The following is a 20,979-nucleotide window of genomic DNA, read 5'->3' on the forward strand; positions in this document are numbered from 1 at the left end:
CCATGTCTGTGATCACGACTTCCGTAAAACGGCCGGTCACCGTGTGGATGTTTATGCTGGCGGTGATCCTCTTTGGAATGGTTGGCTTTTCACGTCTGGCAGTCATGCTGCTGCCAGATTTAAGCTACCCCACCGTTACTATCCGCACTCTCTACGACGGCGCCGCGCCGGTTGAAGTAGAGCAACTGGTATCCAAACCCATCGAAGAATCTGTGGGTGTGGTAAAAGGGCTGCGTAAAATCAGCTCTGTGTCCCGCTCTGGCATGTCCGATGTCATCCTTGAATTTGAATGGGGAACAGACATGGATATGGCAAGCCTGGAGGTACGCGAAAAGCTCGACATCATTGCACTGCCTCTGGATATCCAAAAGCCGCTGCTGCTGCGTTTTAATCCAAACCTTGACCCGATTATGCGTGTGGCACTGTCGGTGGATAACGCCACTGGCGATGACTTAAAGCAGCTGCGTACCTACGCCGATGAGGAACTTAAGCGTCAGCTCGAAGGTCTGCCCGGCGTCGCTGCCGTGAGACTGTCCGGCGGTCTGGAGCAGGAAGTACAAATTCTGCTTAATCAGGAACGCCTCGCCCAACTCGATTTGAACGCCGAACAAATTCGCAGTCGTATCGCCGCAGAAAACTTAAACGTGTCTGCCGGTAAAGTAGTTCAGGGTGATAAAGAGTACCTGGTTCGCACCCTTAACCAGTTCAACTCCCTGGAGGAGTTGGGTCAGGTGGTGGTGTACAAAAATGGCCAGAGCCTGGTACGCCTGTTCGAAGTGGCCACCATTATCGATGGCCATAAAGAGCGCAGCGACATCACCCGCATCGGTGATCGCGAGTCCATCGAACTTGCCATTTACAAGGAAGGCGATTCCAACACTGTAACAGTGGCAAAAAAGCTCAAGCAGGACATCGAGCGCATCAACGGCAAAGAGCCTCTGGCCAAGATGGAAATTATCTATGACCAGTCCGAGTTTATCGAAAGCGCAGTCAGTGAAGTCACCACTTCGGCGCTCATAGGCTCAGTGCTGGCGATGCTGGTCATTTACCTGTTTCTGCGTGACATCATCCCAACCCTGATTATCTCTATCTCCATCCCGTTTTCGGTGATAGCCACCTTTAACATGATGTATTTCGCCGATATCAGCCTGAACATCATGTCGCTGGGCGGTATTGCACTGGCGGTGGGCCTGTTGGTGGATAACGCCATCGTGGTACTTGAAAACATCGACCGCTATCGCAAGCTGGGCCTTGGCCGCATGGATGCCGCTATCAAAGGCACGAAGGAAGTCAGCGGCGCCATTTTTGCCTCCACCCTCACCACCCTGGCAGTGTTTGTCCCCTTGGTGTTCGTCGACGGCATTGCCGGGGCACTCTTCTCCGATCAGGCGCTGACGGTCACTTTTGCCCTGCTCGCCTCCTTGCTGGTTGCGCTCACCTCCATACCCATGCTGGCATCCCGCGAAGGCTTTAAGGCCCTGCCGCCGCTGCTGGACAATGCCCCAAAAGCCAAGCCACAAGGCAAACTGGGTAAGCTTAAGCATTACAGTGCAACCGTGTTCAGCTTTCCCTTTGTGCTGCTGTTTAAATGGCTACCAGCAATGTTGCTGACTCTGGTACTGATGCTGACCCGTTTGCTGTCCTGGCTCGCTGGCTTGCTGATGCGGCCACTCTCAACGCTGTTTAATCTGGGTTATCGTGCCGTGGAGGCCATTTATCACCCTCTGCTGGCTGGTGCCCTCAAGGCACGCGTGCTGACCCTGATTGTGGCCCTTGGCGTTACCGCCAGTGCCGGTTTGCTGTTGCCACGCCTTGGTATGGAACTTATTCCCAATATGGATCAGGGTGAGTTTTATGTAGAAGTGCTGCTGCCTCCCGGCACCGAAGTGAGTGAAACCGACAGAGTACTGCAGTACCTGGCTCTCTCCATCAAGGACATGCCGGAAGTGAAGCACGCCTACAGCCAGGCAGGCAGTGGCGGTCTGATGACATCTGATGTCAGCCGCGGCGGTGAAAACTGGGGCCGCCTGCAGGTGGTATTGCAAGATCACGGCGCCTTTGAAGCGGTAAGTGATACACTGCGCCGCCAAATTCAGCGAGTGCCTGAACTGGAAGCCAAGGTGAAGTTCCCTGAACTGTTCAGCTTCCGCACGCCCCTTGAAATTGAGCTTCGCGGTTACGAGCTTGGCCTGCTCAAGCAAAGTGCCGATACCCTGGTGCGTGCCCTGGACGAATCTGACCGCTTCACTGATATCAACACCAGCCTCAGAGATGGTCAGCCTGAGCTTGCCATCCACTTCGATACCAACCGACTGGCAGCCTTGGGTCTGGATGCGCCCACAGTAGCCAACCGTATCGCCCAGCGTGTCGGCGGCACTGTCGCGAGCAAGTACAGCCTGCGCGACCGCAAAATCGACATACTGGTCCGAGCCGAGGAAGAAGAGCGCGATCAGGTAAGCGATATCGCCAGCATGATCATCAACCCGGATGCGGCCACCCCAATTCCGCTGTCAGCGGTGGCGGAAGTGACCCTGGAGCTTGGCCCTTCAGCCATCAATCGCATCAGCCAGCAGCGCGTTGCAATTGTCTCTGCCAACCTCGCCTATGGTGATTTGGCTGAAGCGGTAACCGAAGCCCGCAGCATTCTGGCAAACCAGCAGCTGCCAGCCTCAGTACAGGCCGAATTCGGCGGTCAGAATGAAGAAATGGAGCACTCGTTCCAGTCGCTGAAAATTGCCCTCATTCTGGCGGTGTTTCTGGTGTATCTGGTCATGGCGAGTCAGTTTGAATCCTTCCTGCACCCGCTGCTTATCCTGTTTGCCGTACCCATGGCAGTGAGTGGCAGCGTGTTTGGGCTGTATCTCACCGGGACCCATGTGTCTGTGGTGGTGTTTATCGGCCTTATCATGCTGGCAGGGATTGTGGTGAACAACGCTATCGTATTGATTGACCGGATTAATCAGCTGCGTGGTGAAGGCATGGATAAGCTTGAGGCCATAACCGATGCAGCCCAATCACGTCTGCGGCCTATCATGATGACCACGCTCACTACAGTGCTGGGCCTGCTGCCCATGGCAATGGGGCTTGGAGATGGCAGTGAAGTACGTGCTCCCATGGCCATCACGGTAATTTTCGGACTGGCGCTGTCGACCCTGCTGACACTGGTGCTTATTCCTGTGCTTTATGCGCTGTTTGACAGAAAAGCCTTCGTGCCCAAAGCGCCATTGGAAGGAGAGCAGGCCTGATGACAATCACTAAACTGGCGGTTCGCCGCCCCGTCACCACAGTCATGGCGTTTGTGGCCATATTGCTGTTCGGTATGGCCTCCAGTCGCCTTTTGCCGCTGGAGCTGTTCCCTGGCATCGATATTCCGCAAATCATGGTGCAGGTGCCTTACAAAGGCTCTACCCCTGCTGAAGTGGAGCGTGACATCACTCAGGTGCTGGAGGAGTCTCTCGCCACCATGAGTGGAATTGAGCGAATGACTTCCGAATCAAGTCAGGATGGCGCCTTTATCAACCTGAACATGAAATGGGGAGAGAACGTCGCCACTAAAAGCCTCGAAGCACGGGAAAAGGTAGATGCGGTACGTCATCTGCTGCCCAAAGACGTTGAAAGGGTGTTCATTCAGCAGTTCTCCACTTCGGACATGCCCATTTTTAACCTGCGTATTTCCAGTGAACGCGAACTGTCCGGCGCCTACGACCTGCTCGAAAAGCAGCTGCGCCAGCCACTGGAGCGGGTTGATGGCGTATCTAAGGTCACTCTTTACGGCGTTGAACAAAAGCAAATCAGTATCCGTGTCGATGCCGACAGGTTATCAGCCGCTGGCATTTCTGCAGCAGAGCTTAACCGTCGTCTGCAGTCGGAGAACTTTGTACTCAGCGGTGGCGTGCTGCGTCAGGAAGGTGCTGTTTATCAGGTATCCCCCAAGGGCGAATTCCGCTCGCTGGAAGAAATCGAGGCCATAGTGCTCAAGCGTGGTCTGCGCCTTGGCGATATCGCCACTGTACGCTTCGAGCTGCCCGAACGTATCGAAGGACGTCATCTGGATAAACGCTACGCTGTGGGTCTGGATGTGTTTAAAGAATCCGGTGCCAATCTGGTAGAGGTATCCAGCCGGGTAATGCGCGTCATCGAAGAGGTGAAAGCTGACAAACAGTTCAGTGGCATCAAACTCTTCATCATGGAAGACCAGGCAGAAGGGGTGAAGTCATCCCTGTGGGATCTGACCATGGCAGGCCTTATCGGTGCCCTGCTTTCGTTTGCGGTTCTGTATCTGTTCCTGCGCAATATAGGCATGACTCTCATTGTGGTGTCGTCTGTGCCCATTTCTATTTGCATGACCCTGGCAGCCATGTACTTCCTCGGTTACAGCCTCAATATTCTGTCGATGATGGGGCTGCTGCTTGCGGTGGGTATGCTGATTGACAATGCCGTGGTGGTCACCGAAAGCGTACTGCAGGAGAAACAAAAAGAGCTGCATGAAACCAAAGATAAAGCCGTACTTGCCGGGGTCGACAAGGTGGCGTTGGCGGTACTGGCCGGTACCCTGACCACAGCCATAGTTTTCTTCCCCAATATCTTTGGTGCCAAGGTACAGCTCACCATCTTCCTTGAGCATGTGGCCATCGCCATTTGTATCTCGCTGGGTGCTTCGCTGCTGGTAGCCAAAACCCTGATCCCCTTGATGCTGACCCATGTACATATTCACCACGAAGACAAAGCCAATAAGTCCTGGGTGCAGCAGTATTACGAGAAAAGCCTTGACTGGGTATTAAGCCACCCAAAATGGAGCACCCTGGCAGCAGTGCTGATGCTGGCGTCCACCGCATTGCCGTTAGCCAATGTAAAACAGGATCAGGAGGACGGCTCCAACAACCAGCGGCTGTTCATTAATTATCAGATTGAAGGTCGCCATGCCCTGGGTGTGACAGAGGCTGTGGTATCCGAAATGGAAGCCTACCTCTATGCCCATAAAGAGGAGTTCTTTATTGATTCGGTGTACAGCTACTTTAATCCCGAGCGGGCCAGCTCCACAGTGCTGTTCAAAAAAGATGTGAAGTTCGACCTTGAAGCACTGAAAAAAACCATGCGTGAAGGCTTTCCCAAATTCTCCATCGCCAAGCCACAATTTGGCTGGAGTGATGACCGGCAAGGTATTCGCGTGACCCTCACCGGCCGCTCTACCACAGAGCTCATTCGCCTCAGCGACGAGGTGATCCCTGTGCTGTCGGCTATCGAAGGGCTTGAGGACGTGAACTCTGAAGTAAACGGAGCCCAGCAGGAAGTGTTGGTGAAGGTAAACCGCGAAATGGCTGCGCGCCTTGACACTCAGGCTGGCGACATTGCCCGCAGTATCGCCACCGCCCTGCGTGGCCAGATGCTCAGGAGCTTCCGCCACGACCCCAGCGGTGAAATCCGTATCGAGCTTGCGTTTGATAAGTCATGGCAGCAATCCCTTGAGCGTTTGAAACAATTACCGGTACTGCGTATTGGCGAACAGGTGTACAGCCTGTCGAGCCTGGCCGAAGTGGAAATCGTGCCCCGCTTCGATACCATCCGCCATTTCAATCGCAAAACTGCATTGTCTATTGGTGCCAACCTCGAAGGTATCACCACCGAAGAGGCCCAGAAGAAGATAAATCAGGCGATGAGCCATATGAACTTCCCCCATGGATATGCTTATTCCTTGCGTGGCGGCTTTGAGCGTCAGGAAGAAGATCAACAACTGATGGTGGTGAACATGCTTTTGGCTGTGGCCATGATTTATATCGTCATGGCGGCGCTGTTCGAGTCGCTGCTGCTGCCATCTGCCATCATTACCTCCATTCTGTTCTCCATCACAGGCGTGTTCTGGGCACTGTGGCTCACCGGCACCCCCAACGGCATTATGGCCATGATTGGCATATTGATTTTGATGGGGATTGTGGTGAACAACGGCATTGTGCTGGTTGACCAAATCAACCAGATGACGCCGGAGCTGGATGAACTGTCGGCCACCATTCACGCTGTTTGTGTTACCCGTCTGCGGCCGGTATTGATGACTGTTGGTACCACAGTATTGGGGCTGGTTCCACTTGCCATGGGTGATACCCAAATTGGCGGCGGTGGCCCACCATACTATCCCATGGCCATTGCCATTATTGGCGGCCTGAGCTTTTCCACCCTGACCAGTCTGTATCTGGTGCCCCTGTGTTATCAGGCGCTGTACCGGTTAAGACACAGATCGGCACAGGGGTTGTGGATGGCCGACAAGCGCGCAAATCGCTTCTTGCCCTGGCTGGCAAAATAACCAAAGATAGAACTGAGTTGAAAACAAAGACCGCTACAACGCGGTCTTTGGCTTATGAGGTAAAACAAAAACTACAGGGCATTCCCCTAAAGAAAAGGATAACAAGATGAACAAGTCCCCTCGCCTGCTCTCCATCTGGCTGCCATCGTTGTTGGCGCTGTCGTTTCTGTCCCTGGCTGCCGAAGATGACAGGTTTGCCAAGGTAAACATCAAGAGTACCCATCTCAATGCCAGCGCCTGGTTGTTTGAAGGTGCCGGCGGCAATATCGGCGTCAGCAGCGGCGAGGATGGCATCCTTATCATCGACGACCAGTTTGCGCCACTGGCAGAAAAAATCACCGCCGCACTGGCGAGCACCCCGGGCGCTAAATCCTCCGCCATGCCAAGGTACATCATCAATACCCACTACCATGGCGATCACACCGGCAGCAACGGCCATTTTGGTGTGCATGGCACCATCATGGCCCACGATAATGTACTCAAACGACTGCAAAATGATGAAAAGACCGCCAGCGCCGCGCTGCCGGTGATCACCTATGAACAGGGCATCAATATCCGCTTCAACGGCGATACGATAAAAGTTGTGCATATGGGCCCGGGGCACACCGATGGCGACAGCGTCGTGTTTTGGCAGCAGGCCAATGTCGTCCATATGGGGGACCTGTTCTTTAAAGACCGCTTCCCTTATATCGACCTCGAGGCCGGCGGCTCTGTGATTGGCTACCGTGACAATGTTGCAGCCGTGCTCGCCATGATAGATGACAAAACCCAGGTCATTCCCGGCCATGGTGAACTGGCTTCCAAAACCGATTTGCTGCGCTTTAAGCATATGCTGGATACCAGTATCAACTGGGCCAAGGCCGCCAAGGCGCAGGGCAAAACACTGGAGCAAATGACCGCCGATGGCATTGCCGATTATAAGAGCTGGGGCTGGCAATTTATCAGCGAAGAAAAGTGGATTGAAACCCTCTATAAGGGCCTTTAAACTCGATATTTCCACGCCGAAATGACAGAAATAAGGATATCCAATGCAGCTGACCACGGTATTTAAGCGCCAGAGCTTCTGGGGTAATGAAGCAGACCATGAGGCGCTGAATGCGAAAATTGCCAGCCTGAATCAGGAAGGCTGGCGGGTGATAAGCATGACATCCAACACCAATTTTTTGGGGATGGTTCGCTCCTACACCCTACTGATTGAGCGTGATTAGCCATACCCAGTCTATAAGGCCGAACAGGCTGACTCTATAAAATGAAAGGAAAGATAAGCATGGCAACCGCCGAGGATGTATCGACAGCCAAACTCACCGGCGGCTGTCACTGCGGCCATATTCGCTACGAAATCAGTGGCATGCCATTCGATGCCGACTACTGCCATTGCCGTGATTGCCATAAAATCACCGGCGCACCTGTGAGTGCCTGGGTGGATGTAAAAGTAGCGCAATTAAGCTGGCTCGGCGCCACACCAAAGGAATATGCCTCATCAGAAACCATCCGTCGCGGCTTTTGTCCTGAGTGTGGCAGCACCCTGAGTTATCGAAGCACTGCCTATCAAGACTACTTCACACTGAGCATAGGCTCGCTGGACGACCCAGGCACCATAGCGCCCAAATACCATATTTACACCCAAGACATGCCATCCTGGCTGGTCATAGAGGATGACAATCCCCGTTATGCCACAGCAAGGGGGAATACCAAATAAGATTAAGACTTGGAAATTCCTGCAGTAAGGTTGAAGCGCATCGCCTCTTCAAAGCTCCAGTCCACGGGTATGAGTTCTTCACGGCGAACCAGGGTCGTAACACCGGCCATTTGATAGGAAAGCTGAAACAGCACCGGCACCCAGTCACCATCACCCAATGCGTTTTTTAAGGGTTCAGGCGCCTTGTCAGTCATGATAAAACCTACCACAAAGCCGCCATTGGCCTGTCTGACCAATACCACCTGCTGATTTTTGGGTTTGCCATCGCGGTTCATCAAGGACGCTATATCACGGATACTGCCGTACACCGATTTAAACAGCGGAAAGCGCATCAGCGCACGCTCAACCTTGCCCCAAAGCCATACGATAGGACTGACGGAAAACAGCAGCCCTGCAGCAAATACCAGTGCGATTACCAGCACAAAGCCTTCGCCGATAAACAGCTGCGGCACTCCCACCAATTCCAGCAGTAATCTGCCCAATTCATCAAGCGACACGAACAGTGACCAGAATAGCCATAAACTCAGGGCCATCGGCAACACATTCATCAAACCCCGGGTCAGAGTGGTTTTCATTTAAACCTCAAAAAGCATACTAAAACCTGCCCGGTAAATTGATGAACCGGACACATGGCCGGGTATGTTAGCACAGTCGCTTAAGCCTGCGATTTGGGTAATGCAGCTTTATTTTGTGGCGCCATAACTGAAACGGGGCCAGCTGGCCCCGTTTCAGCAAAAATGGACATCAACGATGGACATCTTTTTCCATTTCCTCATAGGAGGTATGGCGCACATCTTTACCTTTCACATAGTAAATGATGTATTCACAGATGTTCTTACAGCGATCCCCTACCCGCTCCACGGCGCGGGCAGCCCAAAGCACATCGAGCACGCCGGGAATGGAGCGTGGATCTTCCATCATATAGGTCATCAGCTGACGGATAATGCCTTCGTATTCTTTATCGAGACGCGCATCTTCACGGTGCAGCTCCAGCGCCGACTCCACGTCCATCCGCGCCAGCGCATCCAAAGTGGCATGCAGCATCCGCGTGGCGTGGCGGCCCATCGACTCAATGCTCACCAGCAGCGGCTGCTGGTTGTTGTTGCGCTTTTCCAGCGCCGCCTTGGCAATACGCACACAGGCATCACCAATGCGCTCGAGATCAGCAATGGTCTTGGAAATGGCAATAATCAGCCGCAAGTCGCTCGCCGCAGGCTGACGCTTGGCGATAATGCGGGTGCACTCTTCGTCGATAGCCACTTCCATGCCGTTGACCTTGTGGTCACCATCAATCACTCGCTTGGCAAGCTCTGCATCCAGGGCACCAAGTGCATCCAGCGCCTGCTCCAACTGACGCTCCACCAGCCCGCCCATGGCCAGAACGCGGTTACGGATATCGTCCAGCTCGGCATTGAACTGGCCGGAAATGTGCTTATTGGTACTCAGTTTATCCATGAGAATTCAGCTGCCTCTTGCTGTTAACCGTAACGGCCGGTGATATAGTCTTCCGTCTTACGCTGGGACGGCGTGGTAAAGATGGTATTGGTATCAGCGTATTCCACCAGTTCACCCATATACATAAAGGCGGTCTGATCTGATACCCGCGCAGCCTGTTGCATGTTGTGGGTAACAATCACTACTGTGTACTTGGTCTTAAGCTCGGTGATGAGTTCCTCGATGGTGAGCGTGGAAATCGGGTCCAGCGCCGAGGTGGGTTCATCCAGCAGCAGCACTTCCGGCTCAATGGCAATGGCGCGGGCAATCACCAGACGCTGCTGCTGACCACCGGACAGACCAAAAGCGTTATCGTGCAGCCGGTCTTTCACTTCATCCCAAATGGCAGCGCCACGCAAAGAGCGCTCACAGGCCTCATCCAGCTCGCGGCGATTGTTGATACCCTGCAGGCGCAGGCCATACACCACGTTCTCATAAATGGACTTGGGGAACGGATTGGGGCGCTGAAACACCATGCCGACGTTACGGCGCAGTGCCGCCACATCCACGGCTTTGTCGTAAATATTCTGTCCATGCAAGCGGATTTCACCGCTGATATGGCAGTTATCCACCAGATCGTTCATGCGGTTGATGCAGCGCAGCAGGGTCGATTTACCACAGCCGCTGGGGCCGATAAAGGCCGTCACCCGCTTTTTGGGGATTTTCATCGACACATCAAACAGTGCCTGCTTGCTGCCGTAGTGCAAATTCAGGTTGTGGATCTCCAGAGCCGTTTCCGACGCAGGCAGATTTTGCAGATCCAGGGCTTCGGTTTTCATAACTGAACTGTCTATCGAAATCATATTCTGTACCAATTTTCAGGATAATCGCCGGATTATCAATGCTCAAGTGAGCGGTATTTTTCACGCAGGTGGTTACGTACACTGATGGCGGTCAGGTTAAGCGCCACAATCACAGACACCAGCAGGAAGGAAGTGGCATACACCAGCGGGCGCGCCGCTTCCACGTTGGGGCTCTGGAAGCCCACGTCGTAAATATGGAAGCCCAGGTGCATGAACTTGCGGTCCAGGTGCACAAAGGGGAAGTTCATATCTATGGGCAGCGTTGGCGCAAGTTTCACCACCCCCACCAGCATCAAAGGCGCCACTTCACCGGCGGCGCGGGCAACCGCAAGGATAAGACCGGTCATAATGGCGGGGCTTGCCATTGGAATAACAATGCGCCACAGGGTTTCGGCCTTGGTGGCACCCAGCGCCAGACTGCCCTGACGCACAGCACTTGGGATACGTGACAGGCCTTCCTCGGTAGACACAATCACCACCGGCAGCGTCAGGATGGCAAGCGTCAGCGCCGACCAAATCACCCCGGGTGAGCCAAAGGTTGGCGATGGTAACGCCTCTGGATAGAACAGCTGGTCGATGGAGCCCCCCAGCATATACACAAAGAAGCCCAGACCAAATACGCCGTAAACAATGGATGGCACACCGGCCAGGTTAATCACCGCGATGCGGATCATCTTGGTCAGCGGGCCCTTCTTGGCATATTCGTGCATATAAATGGCGGCAATCACACCGAATGGGGTCACAATCACGGCCATCAACAGCACCATAAACACGGTACCGAAAATCGCCGGGAACACACCACCCTCAGTATTGGCCTCACGGGGATCGGCGCTGATAAAGTTAGCCACACCGCTGAACCAGTGTGCAACTTTACCAACAAAACCAAGACGGTTGGCATAAGTCACGTCCAGTACACTGTCGAGGCGCAGAACCACTTCCTCACCGCGCATATCACGCACAATCACGCTGTCCCGTCCGGCCTCATCACGCAGGGCAAACAGCTCTTTTTCAAGCACGAGATAATCAGCATCAAGCTTATTGCGGATAGCGGCAAACTCTTGCTGTCGGCTATCGGTTAACTCGCCCTTCAGCTCTGCACGACGTTCTTTAAGGCGCAGACGCTCAAGCTCATAGTTAATTGCGCCAATGTCATGCTTTTGCAACGCCATGGCGCGGTCACTGATTTCAACTGCGCGCTCGATATGCTCTTCCAGCGAGTGCTGTACATCGGTCAGCTCCAGACGCTTACCATCTTCAATCACGGCAACCGGATAACCATAAAAGTTACCGTTTTTGCTGCGCTCCAGTTTGACAAGTCCTTCAGGCGTGCTGCGGGAGACAATGTCAGTTGCCAGCACCCAGCGGAAATCCAGCCCCACAAACTCACGGTTACCGGTTTTTATCAGATAGCGGGTGACAAACTCGCCGGGATGTTCGGCAAACTCAACACCGGCGGTGATAAGACGCTCGGTCGGCACTTCTTCACGGTCGTAAATTTCACCAATCAGAGTGGATTCAACCCCTTTGGCATCCCGCAGTTGCCACTGATAAACATCAGCAGGCCAGAAGTAGGACAGACCACGCCAGGCAATCAGCAGCAGCAACCCCAACACAGCGATAAGACTCAGGCTCACCGCGCCACCCGTCATCCAAATCCAGGGGGAACCCGATTTAATCCACTTACCCATAGTGCTGTCCCCAAATAAAATCTACGCTTTCCATCTTGAATTCATTCCTGCTTACAGCGAGCTGTAACGTTCACGCAGTCGCTGACGCACAACCTCAGCCACCGTGTTGAAAATAAAGGTAAATATAAAAAGCACAAAGGCGGCGAGGAACAGTACCCGGTAGTGGCTGCTGCCAATGGCCGATTCAGGCATTTCCACCGCAATATTGGCGGCCAAAGTACGCATACCTTCAAATACACTCCATTCCATGATGCCGGTATTACCGGTTGCCATCAGCACAATCATGGTTTCACCTACGGCGCGGCCAAGCCCCATCATGATGGCAGAGAAAATGCCCGGGCTGGCGGTCAGAAGCACCACGCGGGTCAGGGTTTGCCACTGGGTTGCCCCCAGTGCCAGACTGCCGTTTGACAGATGCCGCGGCACAGAGAAAATAGCGTCTTCGGCAATGGAGAAAATAGTCGGGATAACCGCAAAGCCCATGGCAATACCCACCACCAGCGCATTACGTTGGTCAAAGGTAATACCAAGCTCATTGGTAATAAACTGGCGGGTGTCACCATGGAAGAACAGCACCTCCAGTGTCGGGCTGATAGCAAATGAAACATAACCAACCACACAGAGCACCGGCAGCAACATCAGCTCCTGGTAGGTTTCTGGCAGGCGCTGCTTCCAGCGGCCCGGCAGCTTACTCCAGCCAAAAGCGCTCAGCAGAATCGATACCGGCAGCAAAATCAGCAGCACCAGAATGCCGGGCAGATGCTCTTCAATCAACGGGGCAAGCCAAAGGCCGGCGAGAAAACCCAGGATCACGGTCGGCAACGCCTCCATGATTTCGATGGTAGGTTTCACAACGCTGCGAACCTTCGGCGACATGAAGTAAGCGGTGTAGATGGCCCCGGCAATGGCCAAAGGTACCGCAAACAGCATGGCATAGAGTGCCGCCTTCATGGTGCCAAACGCCAGCGGCATCAGGCTGAGTTTGGCTTCAAAGTCGTCGGAGCCTGAAGTGGACTGCCACACAAACTGCGGCTCTGGATAGCCTTCGTACCACACCTTGCTCCACAGCGCGCTCCAGCTTACCTCCGGGTGGGCATTGTCCACGGCCAAAAGATGCAGCTTGTTACCTGAGTCCACTACCAAAGCATTGGAGCGGGGGCTGAAACCCAATGCCTGCGGTTTGGCAATATCAAACTGTTCGCTTAACAGTTCACGCTCACTGGTGGTGTACAGCAATGTCAGGCGGCCGTCATCGGTCACAGTGGCAAAGCTTTTACGATAGAACTCAGTGCCAACGGCAGCTATCTGCCCTAATCCTTTGAAGTCACGAATTTCACGGTACAAACGGCCTTTATCACTGCTGACCTGGAAATACTGCACCATCTCGCCGTTATCGTAGGCCAGCAGCAGTGAACTTGCGCCCGAAAGCAGTGAAACACCGGTCAGACGGCTTTTAGCGCGTCCTGCATCAATCACCTGCATCAGCGAAGGCTCTTCGGCATCGCGGATGTCGTACACAAAAATCTTGTTGCCGGAGCGCAACATCAACTGGCGTTGATCCGGCGTCATCAACTGCTGCTCAACCTGAGATGGCGCATCCGGCAGCGAAGCACTGCTGCTGCTCCATTCAATTTCTTCAGTCAGCAGATTCTCTTCCCCTTCGAGGCGGGTAAGTTGCCAGCTTCCCTGAGCCCTAAAAGCCACTGTCAACTGCTTATTGGTCCGGCCGAAAGTAAACTGGGAGATAGCGGTACCTGTCTGGCTGATAAGTAACTCACCATCCTCGCTCAGACGACGCAGTCGGGGGGTGATCACCCGCTGGTTATCAGGGTAACTGACACCGAACTCTACCCGATACAGCTGCAACTCACCGTTTGACAATCCCAATGCAAAGCTTTGCTCATTGGGCACCGATGCGGCGGAGCTGACAACTTCAACACCATCGGGCAATTGTGGAGCAATCAGCTCAGCCTGTTCACCCGATGCACGGTAAAATGCCACCACACCATCGGTTGCCACCCGATACAACAATTCATTCTGCTCGTCGCTACCCACCATAAGTGCAGGCGCAGTGGCTGGGGAATAGTCAACAGAGGTGCGTTTGCTTACCGATGCGCCATCAAAAATAGGCTTAATCACATAAAGCAGGTAAAAGAAGATCAATAACAGCGCAACGAATACCATCACACCGCCGACACTGACGCCGATAGCTGTTGCCTTGTCCTTGAGGGCGCGTCGCCCTGTGCCCCGGCCTGCCAGAATACTGGCAGACGTTTCAGGCTTAGTGACCTGAATTTCCATTCATAACCTCTGATTGATTGGCCTGAGCTCTTTTCGCTGGGCATGCCCGTTAGCCTGTGCTAACTATTAATAATCCGGGCCATAGCCAACTTGGGATAGGCGTAGTATATGACGCCTATATGACAGTTGTGTTACGCCACACCCATTAACGCAGTAAATAAATGCACTCTGTGAAAAACATATTTTGTAGCAAACACAAGGAGTAAGCGAGCGATGTTGAGATACCTCATCACCCTGCAGGCACCGGACAGAACCGGATTGGTGGAACAGATCGCCCATGCAGTGAGCCGACATGGCGGCAACTGGCTGGATTCAGAGCTGCGCCATATCGACGGCATCTTCGCTGCCATTATAGTGCTGGAAATTCCATCGGATAACTGGGATGGCCTGATTGAAAATCTTGAATACATCGAAGGCCTTACCCTGACACACGCCAGTACCCGCGCAGCCAAGCGACCGGCGCACAAACGCAGCTACACTCTGGTCGCCTACGACAGGCCCGGATTGGTACTCGATATTTCTAACAAAATCAATGCCCTTGGCATTAACATTGAACATTTTTCGACCCAGCTTGAAAGCGCTAGCCACACAGGTGTGCCCTTGTTCAGGGCAACCTTTGTACTGGGACTGGAGGAGCTCAGCAAGCAGGAGCTGCTGGCGGAATCCCTGTATTTGATTGGGGACGATGTACTGCTGGATCAGATAATCAACGATTAATGCGCTGACTTAAGCAGGCGCCATCAGAAAGCGGCATTTACGCCGCTTTCTGATGGCGTGACTTAACCAGATACCTCAGCGGCACCTGGCTTATCAACATACCAAACAACATCAGGCCACAGCCAAACAGCGCCCGCCCAGACAGACTTTCATCCAGAAACATCATACCGCCAACGGCAGCAAACACGGTTTCCAGACTCAAAATAATGGCCGCGTGGGCTGGGTGGGCATGTTTTTGTGCCAGCACCTGCAGCGTGTACGCCACCCCTACCGACACCAAACCGGCATAAGCAAGCGCAGCCCAGGCCGCCTGAATACCTGCCACCGTGGTGGTTTCAAGCACCAAAGACACCCCAAAGCTCGCCAGCGCACACACCAGAAACTGACCAAAGGCCAGTACCACGGGGGCAACGCGGGCAGCAAAATGATCTACCGCCAAAATATGCATGGCCCAGAACAGTGCGCCAATCAGCTGTAAGCCGTCACCATAGGAGATACTGAAATCATCGCCCACGCTCAAAAAAAACAGCCCCACGACGGCTACTGCGCAGCCAAGCCAGGTATTAAGGCCAGTGCTGTGTTTCAGCGCCAAGCCAAGTACTGGCACCAACACGATATAAAGCCCGGTAATAAAGCCGGCATTGGCCGCCGTGGTGTGCAGCAGACCGACCTGCTGAAAGGAGGCGGCAATAAACAAAATGCCACCGCAGCCCAGAGCGCCAATACAGGCTCTACGTAAAAAATCTTTATCAGAAAACCCTTTGAGCCGGCTCTGACGTTTCATAATCCAAATCAGCGGCAGCAGACTCAGCGCCCCAATCACAAAGCGCAGACCATTAAAAGCAAACGGTTCAAGATGGTCCATCCCAAGGCGCTGCGCCACAAAGCCAAAGCCCCAAATGGCCGCAGCCAGCAACAACATCAAATTGGCCACACTTCCCCCAATATACAAAGCCAACAGCGAGCGGCTATTCTGCCGAGCCAGCAAGCGATTTACAACGTCATGTGCAGAATAAAAAACGGCGCCCTTATCGGCGATAAGCCGGGGCGCCTTAAAGGACAAGCACAAAAGCGCCTCATCCATGAGGCAAGGCAGACACAAACACAACGCCGGCCGCAGCCGGCTTTCAAAACCTCATAACCCGATATATCAACATCTGTGCCCGGGCGTCCAACGCACACTGGTGTTCACTGCCCGGGCTGAAAACGAGTTATAAACTCAGTTCAGGCAATGCGGCTTGCTCACCGGGAGCCCACAGCCAGGCCGCACCCCGTACCCCAGAGGACGCGCCATGATGGTTTTTCACCACCTTGGTGCCACACTCGCCGCCCAGCACATACTTGGGCAGCAGGGCGGGCAGATACTCGTAAATCTCATCGATATTGGACACGCCGCCGCCAAGGACTATCACGTCCGGGTCGAGCAGATTGATAACGTGCGCCAGCGCTCTGGCCAGACGGTCGATAAAGCGGCCAAAGGCGGCTTCAGCCAAGGGATCGCCCTTGCCCATCAGCGCCACAATTTCAATGCCGCTTGCCGCCTCGCCACCGTGGGCACGAAAGTCCCGCACAAAGCCTGTGCCCGAAACAAAGGTTTCGATGCAATCGGCGTTGCCGCAGAAGCAGCGGGTGGAGTTAAACTCATCTGCCGTCATCCACGGCAGCGGGTTATGGCCCCATTCACCGCCAATGCCGTTGCCACCGCCATGTACCTTGTGGTTAATCGCAATACCGGCGCCGCAGCCGGTGCCCAGAATGGCTCCAAATACCAGGGTTTTACCGGCGCCGCCACCATCCACAGACTCAGACACTGCAAAGCAATTGGCATCGTTGGCGATACGCACCTCCCGGCTCAGCATGGCACCGAGATCCTTATCCATCGGCTGTCCATTCAGCCACACGGCATTGGAGTTCTTTACCCTGCCGGTGACCGCAGACACCACACCGGGAATGCCAATCCCGATGCTGGACACCTGTCCGGTTTCCTTCTCAGAGTCATGCACCAGGCCAGCAACCGCCTCGAGGGTCGCTCGGTAGTCCTTGGGCGTAGGTACACGCTTGCGAAATACCTCCTCCCCCTTTTCATTCAAGGTCACCAATTCAATCTTGGTGCCGCCCAAATCAATCCCAGAGCGATACATCTCATTCTCCATGTTGATGGTGTGTTTCATCTCAGCGCGGCATGTCGCGGCCATGCTCAGTGCTGTCATTTGTCGCTGACCGGCGGCAGTCCACATTCCACTGCCTTGGCAGACGCATCCCGTTGAACCATTCCTTCGAGGCTGACATTTGCCAGCGTCAGGGTGCCCCCCTGGGGAAGTGACATGGTCATGGGGCTGAAAGTGCGTGCCAGCTCATCAGCCGTTACCCCGAAACATGATAGCGGCACTTCAACACGCTGCCACTGACCATCGGCTTTTAACTGCCCGGACAACTCCACGGCTTGACGACAGCCACCTTCACAGGCCATCGACAGTTGCAACTTTCCGGGCAAAGCTGCCAGGGCAATATCGAAAGAAAGCATTGATGAGTCAGGTGCAAAACGGCGCAAATCCAGAGTGAAATCATCACGGAAGCTGAGGGTACCGGCGGCGCCGAACTCAAACCGGCGGGCATCTTCCTGCACAATGCGATTCACACTGCGCACGGCCCATGGACCCTGCTGCCAAAGACCGGGACCAACACGGTGCAATCCCTTATTGTCTCCTACCGCCAAATGCCAGGGCGCCTTGATGGCTTTATCGAAAATCGCCAGTCGGTTGTCTGCCTCCGAGCTGCCATTGTCCTCACTGAGAGTCGCAAGCGTGGCGTCAGTGCGATAATCAAAACCCTGCCAGAGGCTGAACAGGGGCTTGGACTGGCCTTGCCCTGCACTGCCTGTATCAGACACAAGCCCATCGGCTGCCGGAGTGGCGGGCCATGGGAATGGCATGCGCCCCTTGAAATCGGCTCGGGGCTGAGCGTTTTTATCGCCAATCAGCACATCTGCCACACCCGCGCCTTCGCTGCCGGGCAGCCAGGCGGCCACAAAGGCATCCGATAGGTTGATTTCAGGGTTCATCCACAGCGGTCTGCCGGACAAGACCACGGACACCAGGGGTAATCCAGTTGCCTTCAGTGCGCTGAGCATGGCCAGAGAACGCTTGTCACCGCGCTGATACTCGAGGTTATCCAAATCGCCGTTGCCTTCGGCGTAGGGTTGCTCACCATAGACGGCTATCACCACATCGGGTTTGAATCCCACGGGGACAGTGCCATCGGAGCTCAGGAGCGCATCACCACCAGCGGCGTTCAGCGCTGCCTTGATGCCGGCAAAAATACTGGTGGCGCCGGGGAAGTCCGCATTGGTGACTTCGGTCCCCTGCCAGGTCATGCTCCAACCACCTGACTGCTGTGGAATGCTGTCAGCGCCTTCGCCCACTAACAATACCCTGGCATTGGCGGCAATGGGCAGCACAGGGCGCACACCATTGGCTGGACGGTTGTTTTTGAGCAGCACCAAAGACTCGGCAACCGCCTGACGGGCAATGGCGCGGTGCTCCGGATGGCCTATCCATTCCTGTTTACCGGCATAGGGGTTCGCTGACGGCGCCTTGTTATCAAACAGACCCGCACGCAGCTTTACCCGCAACACACGCTTCACCGCATCATCAAGACGGGAAAGCGGCAAGCCCCCGGATTTCACATCCGCGATGGTATTGACGTACAGTGCTTTCCAGCTGTCCCCCGGCGCCATCAGTATGTCCACCCCGGCATTCACGGCTTCAGCGCAGTGCTCGTAACTGCAGCCCGGTACAAAGCCATGGCCGAGCCAATCACCAACCACCACCCCATCGAACCCCATGCGCTCTTTGAGCACATCGGTGAGCAGGTATTTGCTGCCGTGGAGCTTTTCGCCGTTCCAACTGTTAAAAGAGGCCATCACGGTTTGCACGCCATGACCCAGTGCACCCACGTAACCCTGACCATGGCGGGCTATCAGGGTGTTTTCATCTACCCTGGTGTCACCGCGATCGTCACCATTCTCAGTGCCGCCATCGCCGATAAAGTGTTTGGCAGTGGCCAGAGTGTAATCGTCACCCAGCCAGCTTTTGCCCTCGCCCTGCATGCCATCGACAAAGGCCTCGGCGTAGCGTTCAATCAGCTCAGGATCCCGGGCATAGCCTTCATAAGTGCGACCCCAGCGCAGGTTATCCACCAGAGCGACGGTAGGCGCAAACACCCAGTCGATCCCGGTTGCGCGCACTTCTTTGGCCGTGGCCGCCGCGATGGCTTTAATCAGCTGGGAGTTTTGCGTTGCACCCAAGCCAATGTTATGGGGGAACAAGGTGGCGCCAAACACATTGCCATGACCGTGAACGGCATCTGTGCCCCACATGGGCGGAATGGCGATACCATCGATACTGTCATCCATGGCGGCGTGGTACATCTGGTCGGCCAGCGCCACCCAATCGGCCGCTTTTGCCCTGTTGTTATTACCGGGGAATGAACCGCCACCATTGAGGAAGGAGCCAAAGCCATAACGACGCATATCCTCAACGCCAAAGTCGCGAATTTCCGGTTGGATAATTTGCGCCACTTTTTGCTCAAGTGTCATTGCGGCCAGCAGCTTATGAACCTTTGCCTCAACATCCGCCTGAATTGGGGTATGGTAAACGGCCCCTGGCCAGCGATTAACATCCCGCTCGTTCAGCGATGACGATTCTGCTGTGCTCACCTTGCCTGACATGACGCCGCCAAGGACACAGGCAAGGGCTAGCGTGGTGTTGGATAACGCAAACTTCATTGACCAGCCTCCCGGGGTACAGAGCCCTTCAGGCCATAAAAGAGGATGTAGCCGTAGCAGAGCACCGGCAGAATAAATGAGGCAGACAAGCCAACAGAATCAGCCAGAAGCCCCTGCAGCAGCGGCACCAGGGCGCCACCCACAATGGCCAGACACAGAATACCGCTGCCCTGAGCCGTGGCCGCACCCAAATTTTTCAGCGCCAGACTGAAAATGGTCGGAAACATAATCGAGTTAAACAGCCCCACCGCCAGAATTGCCCACATGGCCAAAGCGCCGCTGCTGTTCATGGCAACCAGTACCAGCAGGGCCGCCATGGTGGCATTGAAGCCCAGCACCTTGCCGGCATCCACTTTTTGCATCACGGCGGCACCAATAAAACGCCCCACCATGGCACCACCCCAGTAAAAGGCGATGTAATGGGCCGCATCGGCCTCGGCCATGCCCGCCACATGGGATTCACCCAAAAAGTTCACCAAAAAGCTGCCAATGGCCACTTCACCGCCCACGTAAACGAATATCCCTATGGCACCCAGCACCAGATGACGATGACTGAGGGCTGATACCGCCTTAATGGCGTCGTCACCTGAAAGGGTCTCATCTTCCTGGCCCTGAATGTGGGGCAATTTCAGCAGTGCAAACACTATCGCCAATACCACCAGCGCGCCGCACAGCATCAAATAAGGCAATTTCACCGCTTCGGCCTCTGCCTCGGCAGATACGCCCGCCGCCACCGACAAAATCAGCACCGAGCCAAAAGCCGGCGCTATGGTGGTACCCAGAGAGTTGAAGGCCTGAGTCAGGGTCAAACGGCTTGAAGCGGTTTTCACCGGACCAAGGGCGGTCACGTAAGGGTTGGCCGCCACCTGCAGCACGGTAATACCGCTGGCAAGTACAAACAATGCACCCAAAAACACGCCGTAAGTGGCCGACACCGCCGCGGGATAAAACAGACCACAGCCAAGGGCGGCAGTAAGCAGCCCCACCACTATGCCCTTTTGATACCCCAGACGCTTTACCAGCGCCCCCGCTGGCACAGACACCAGAAAATAGGCACCAAAAAAGCAGAACTGAATAAGCATTGCCTGGGCATAACTGAGATTGAACACCGCCTTTAAATGCGGGATCAAAATATCGTTAAGGCAGGTAATGAAACCCCACATAAAAAACAAGGTGGTCAGTGATGCCAGTGCAAA

At 54.6% G+C, this 20,979-nt stretch carries 15 protein-coding genes; 6 read left to right on the forward strand and 9 right to left on the reverse strand.

What is annotated here, in order from left to right; genetic code table 11:
* The first annotated feature begins 2 nt into the window (after positions 1-2).
* From ABYK60_RS07620 to ABYK60_RS07640, 5 genes are all read left to right on the forward strand, one after another.
* Positions 3-3,245 (forward strand): efflux RND transporter permease subunit, encoded by a 3,243-nt coding sequence (locus tag ABYK60_RS07620; RefSeq protein ID WP_372871372.1) that lies wholly within the window; start codon positions 3-5, stop codon positions 3,243-3,245.
* On the forward strand, positions 3,245-6,295 hold the full coding sequence (locus ABYK60_RS07625) for an efflux RND transporter permease subunit (protein WP_372871373.1): 3,051 nt from the start codon (positions 3,245-3,247) through the stop codon (positions 6,293-6,295). The genes ABYK60_RS07620 and ABYK60_RS07625 overlap by 1 nt, the downstream gene beginning before the upstream one ends.
* A 106-nt stretch (positions 6,296-6,401) precedes the next feature.
* Positions 6,402-7,280: an MBL fold metallo-hydrolase gene (locus tag ABYK60_RS07630; RefSeq protein WP_372871375.1), complete on the forward strand. Its 879-nt coding sequence runs from the start codon at positions 6,402-6,404 to the stop codon at positions 7,278-7,280.
* Between the two features lie 43 nt (positions 7,281-7,323).
* Positions 7,324-7,503 (forward strand): hypothetical protein, encoded by a 180-nt coding sequence (locus ABYK60_RS07635; RefSeq protein ID WP_372871376.1) that lies wholly within the window; start codon positions 7,324-7,326, stop codon positions 7,501-7,503.
* A 59-nt stretch (positions 7,504-7,562) separates the two neighbouring features.
* Positions 7,563-7,994, forward strand: coding sequence for a GFA family protein (locus ABYK60_RS07640; RefSeq protein ID WP_372871378.1), 432 nt, complete (start codon positions 7,563-7,565; stop codon positions 7,992-7,994).
* Positions 7,995-7,996: 2 nt separating this feature from the next.
* On the opposite strand, the gene ABYK60_RS07645 is transcribed toward ABYK60_RS07640, so the two are convergent.
* The 5 genes from ABYK60_RS07645 to ABYK60_RS07665 all read right to left on the reverse strand — a co-directional run bounded on the left by ABYK60_RS07645 (position 7,997) and on the right by ABYK60_RS07665 (position 14,280).
* Positions 7,997-8,569, reverse strand: a complete 573-nt coding sequence (locus ABYK60_RS07645) for a DUF502 domain-containing protein (RefSeq protein WP_372871379.1) — start codon at positions 8,567-8,569, stop codon at positions 7,997-7,999.
* Between the two features lie 169 nt (positions 8,570-8,738).
* The gene (phoU, locus tag ABYK60_RS07650; RefSeq protein WP_372871380.1) at positions 8,739-9,449 is read right to left on the reverse strand and encodes a phosphate signaling complex protein PhoU; all 711 of its coding nucleotides are present in this window, start codon (positions 9,447-9,449) and stop codon (positions 8,739-8,741) included.
* 23 nt (positions 9,450-9,472) lie between these two features.
* Entirely contained in the window at positions 9,473-10,291 is an 819-nt protein-coding gene (gene pstB / locus ABYK60_RS07655) for a phosphate ABC transporter ATP-binding protein PstB (RefSeq protein WP_372871381.1), read from the reverse strand.
* A 35-nt stretch (positions 10,292-10,326) separates the two neighbouring features.
* Complete coding sequence (gene pstA / locus ABYK60_RS07660) at positions 10,327-11,979, reverse strand: phosphate ABC transporter permease PstA (protein WP_372871382.1); 1,653 nt, start codon at positions 11,977-11,979, stop codon at positions 10,327-10,329.
* A gap of 51 nt (positions 11,980-12,030) precedes the next feature.
* Positions 12,031-14,280 carry an ABC transporter permease subunit gene (locus tag ABYK60_RS07665; protein WP_372871383.1) on the reverse strand — a complete coding sequence of 750 codons (2,250 nt, stop codon included), beginning with the start codon at positions 14,278-14,280 and terminating at the stop codon, positions 12,031-12,033.
* Between the two features lie 213 nt (positions 14,281-14,493).
* Between ABYK60_RS07665 and ABYK60_RS07670 the strand changes: the two genes are divergently transcribed.
* Positions 14,494-14,997, forward strand: a complete 504-nt coding sequence (locus ABYK60_RS07670; protein WP_372871384.1) for a glycine cleavage system protein R — start codon at positions 14,494-14,496, stop codon at positions 14,995-14,997.
* Between the two features lie 37 nt (positions 14,998-15,034).
* Here the strand turns inward: ABYK60_RS07670 and ABYK60_RS07675 are convergent, their stop codons facing one another.
* From ABYK60_RS07675 to ABYK60_RS07690, 4 genes are all read right to left on the reverse strand, one after another.
* On the reverse strand, positions 15,035-15,919 hold the full coding sequence (locus ABYK60_RS07675) for a DMT family transporter (protein ID WP_372871389.1): 885 nt from the start codon (positions 15,917-15,919) through the stop codon (positions 15,035-15,037).
* A 289-nt stretch (positions 15,920-16,208) separates the two neighbouring features.
* A complete protein-coding gene (gene mak, locus ABYK60_RS07680; RefSeq protein ID WP_372871390.1) occupies positions 16,209-17,138 on the reverse strand; it encodes a fructokinase in 930 nt (309 codons plus the stop codon).
* A 65-nt stretch (positions 17,139-17,203) separates the two neighbouring features.
* Positions 17,204-19,783, reverse strand: coding sequence for an exo 1,3/1,4-beta-D-glucan glucohydrolase (locus ABYK60_RS07685; RefSeq protein ID WP_372871385.1), 2,580 nt, complete (start codon positions 19,781-19,783; stop codon positions 17,204-17,206).
* The coding region (locus tag ABYK60_RS07690; RefSeq protein WP_372871386.1) for a sugar MFS transporter at positions 19,780-20,979 on the reverse strand (1,200 nt) is incomplete at its 5' end. The genes ABYK60_RS07690 and ABYK60_RS07685, both read right to left, overlap by 4 nt.

This window comes from Shewanella sp., from assembly GCF_041630135.1.
GTDB lineage: Bacteria > Pseudomonadota > Gammaproteobacteria > Enterobacterales > Shewanellaceae > Shewanella.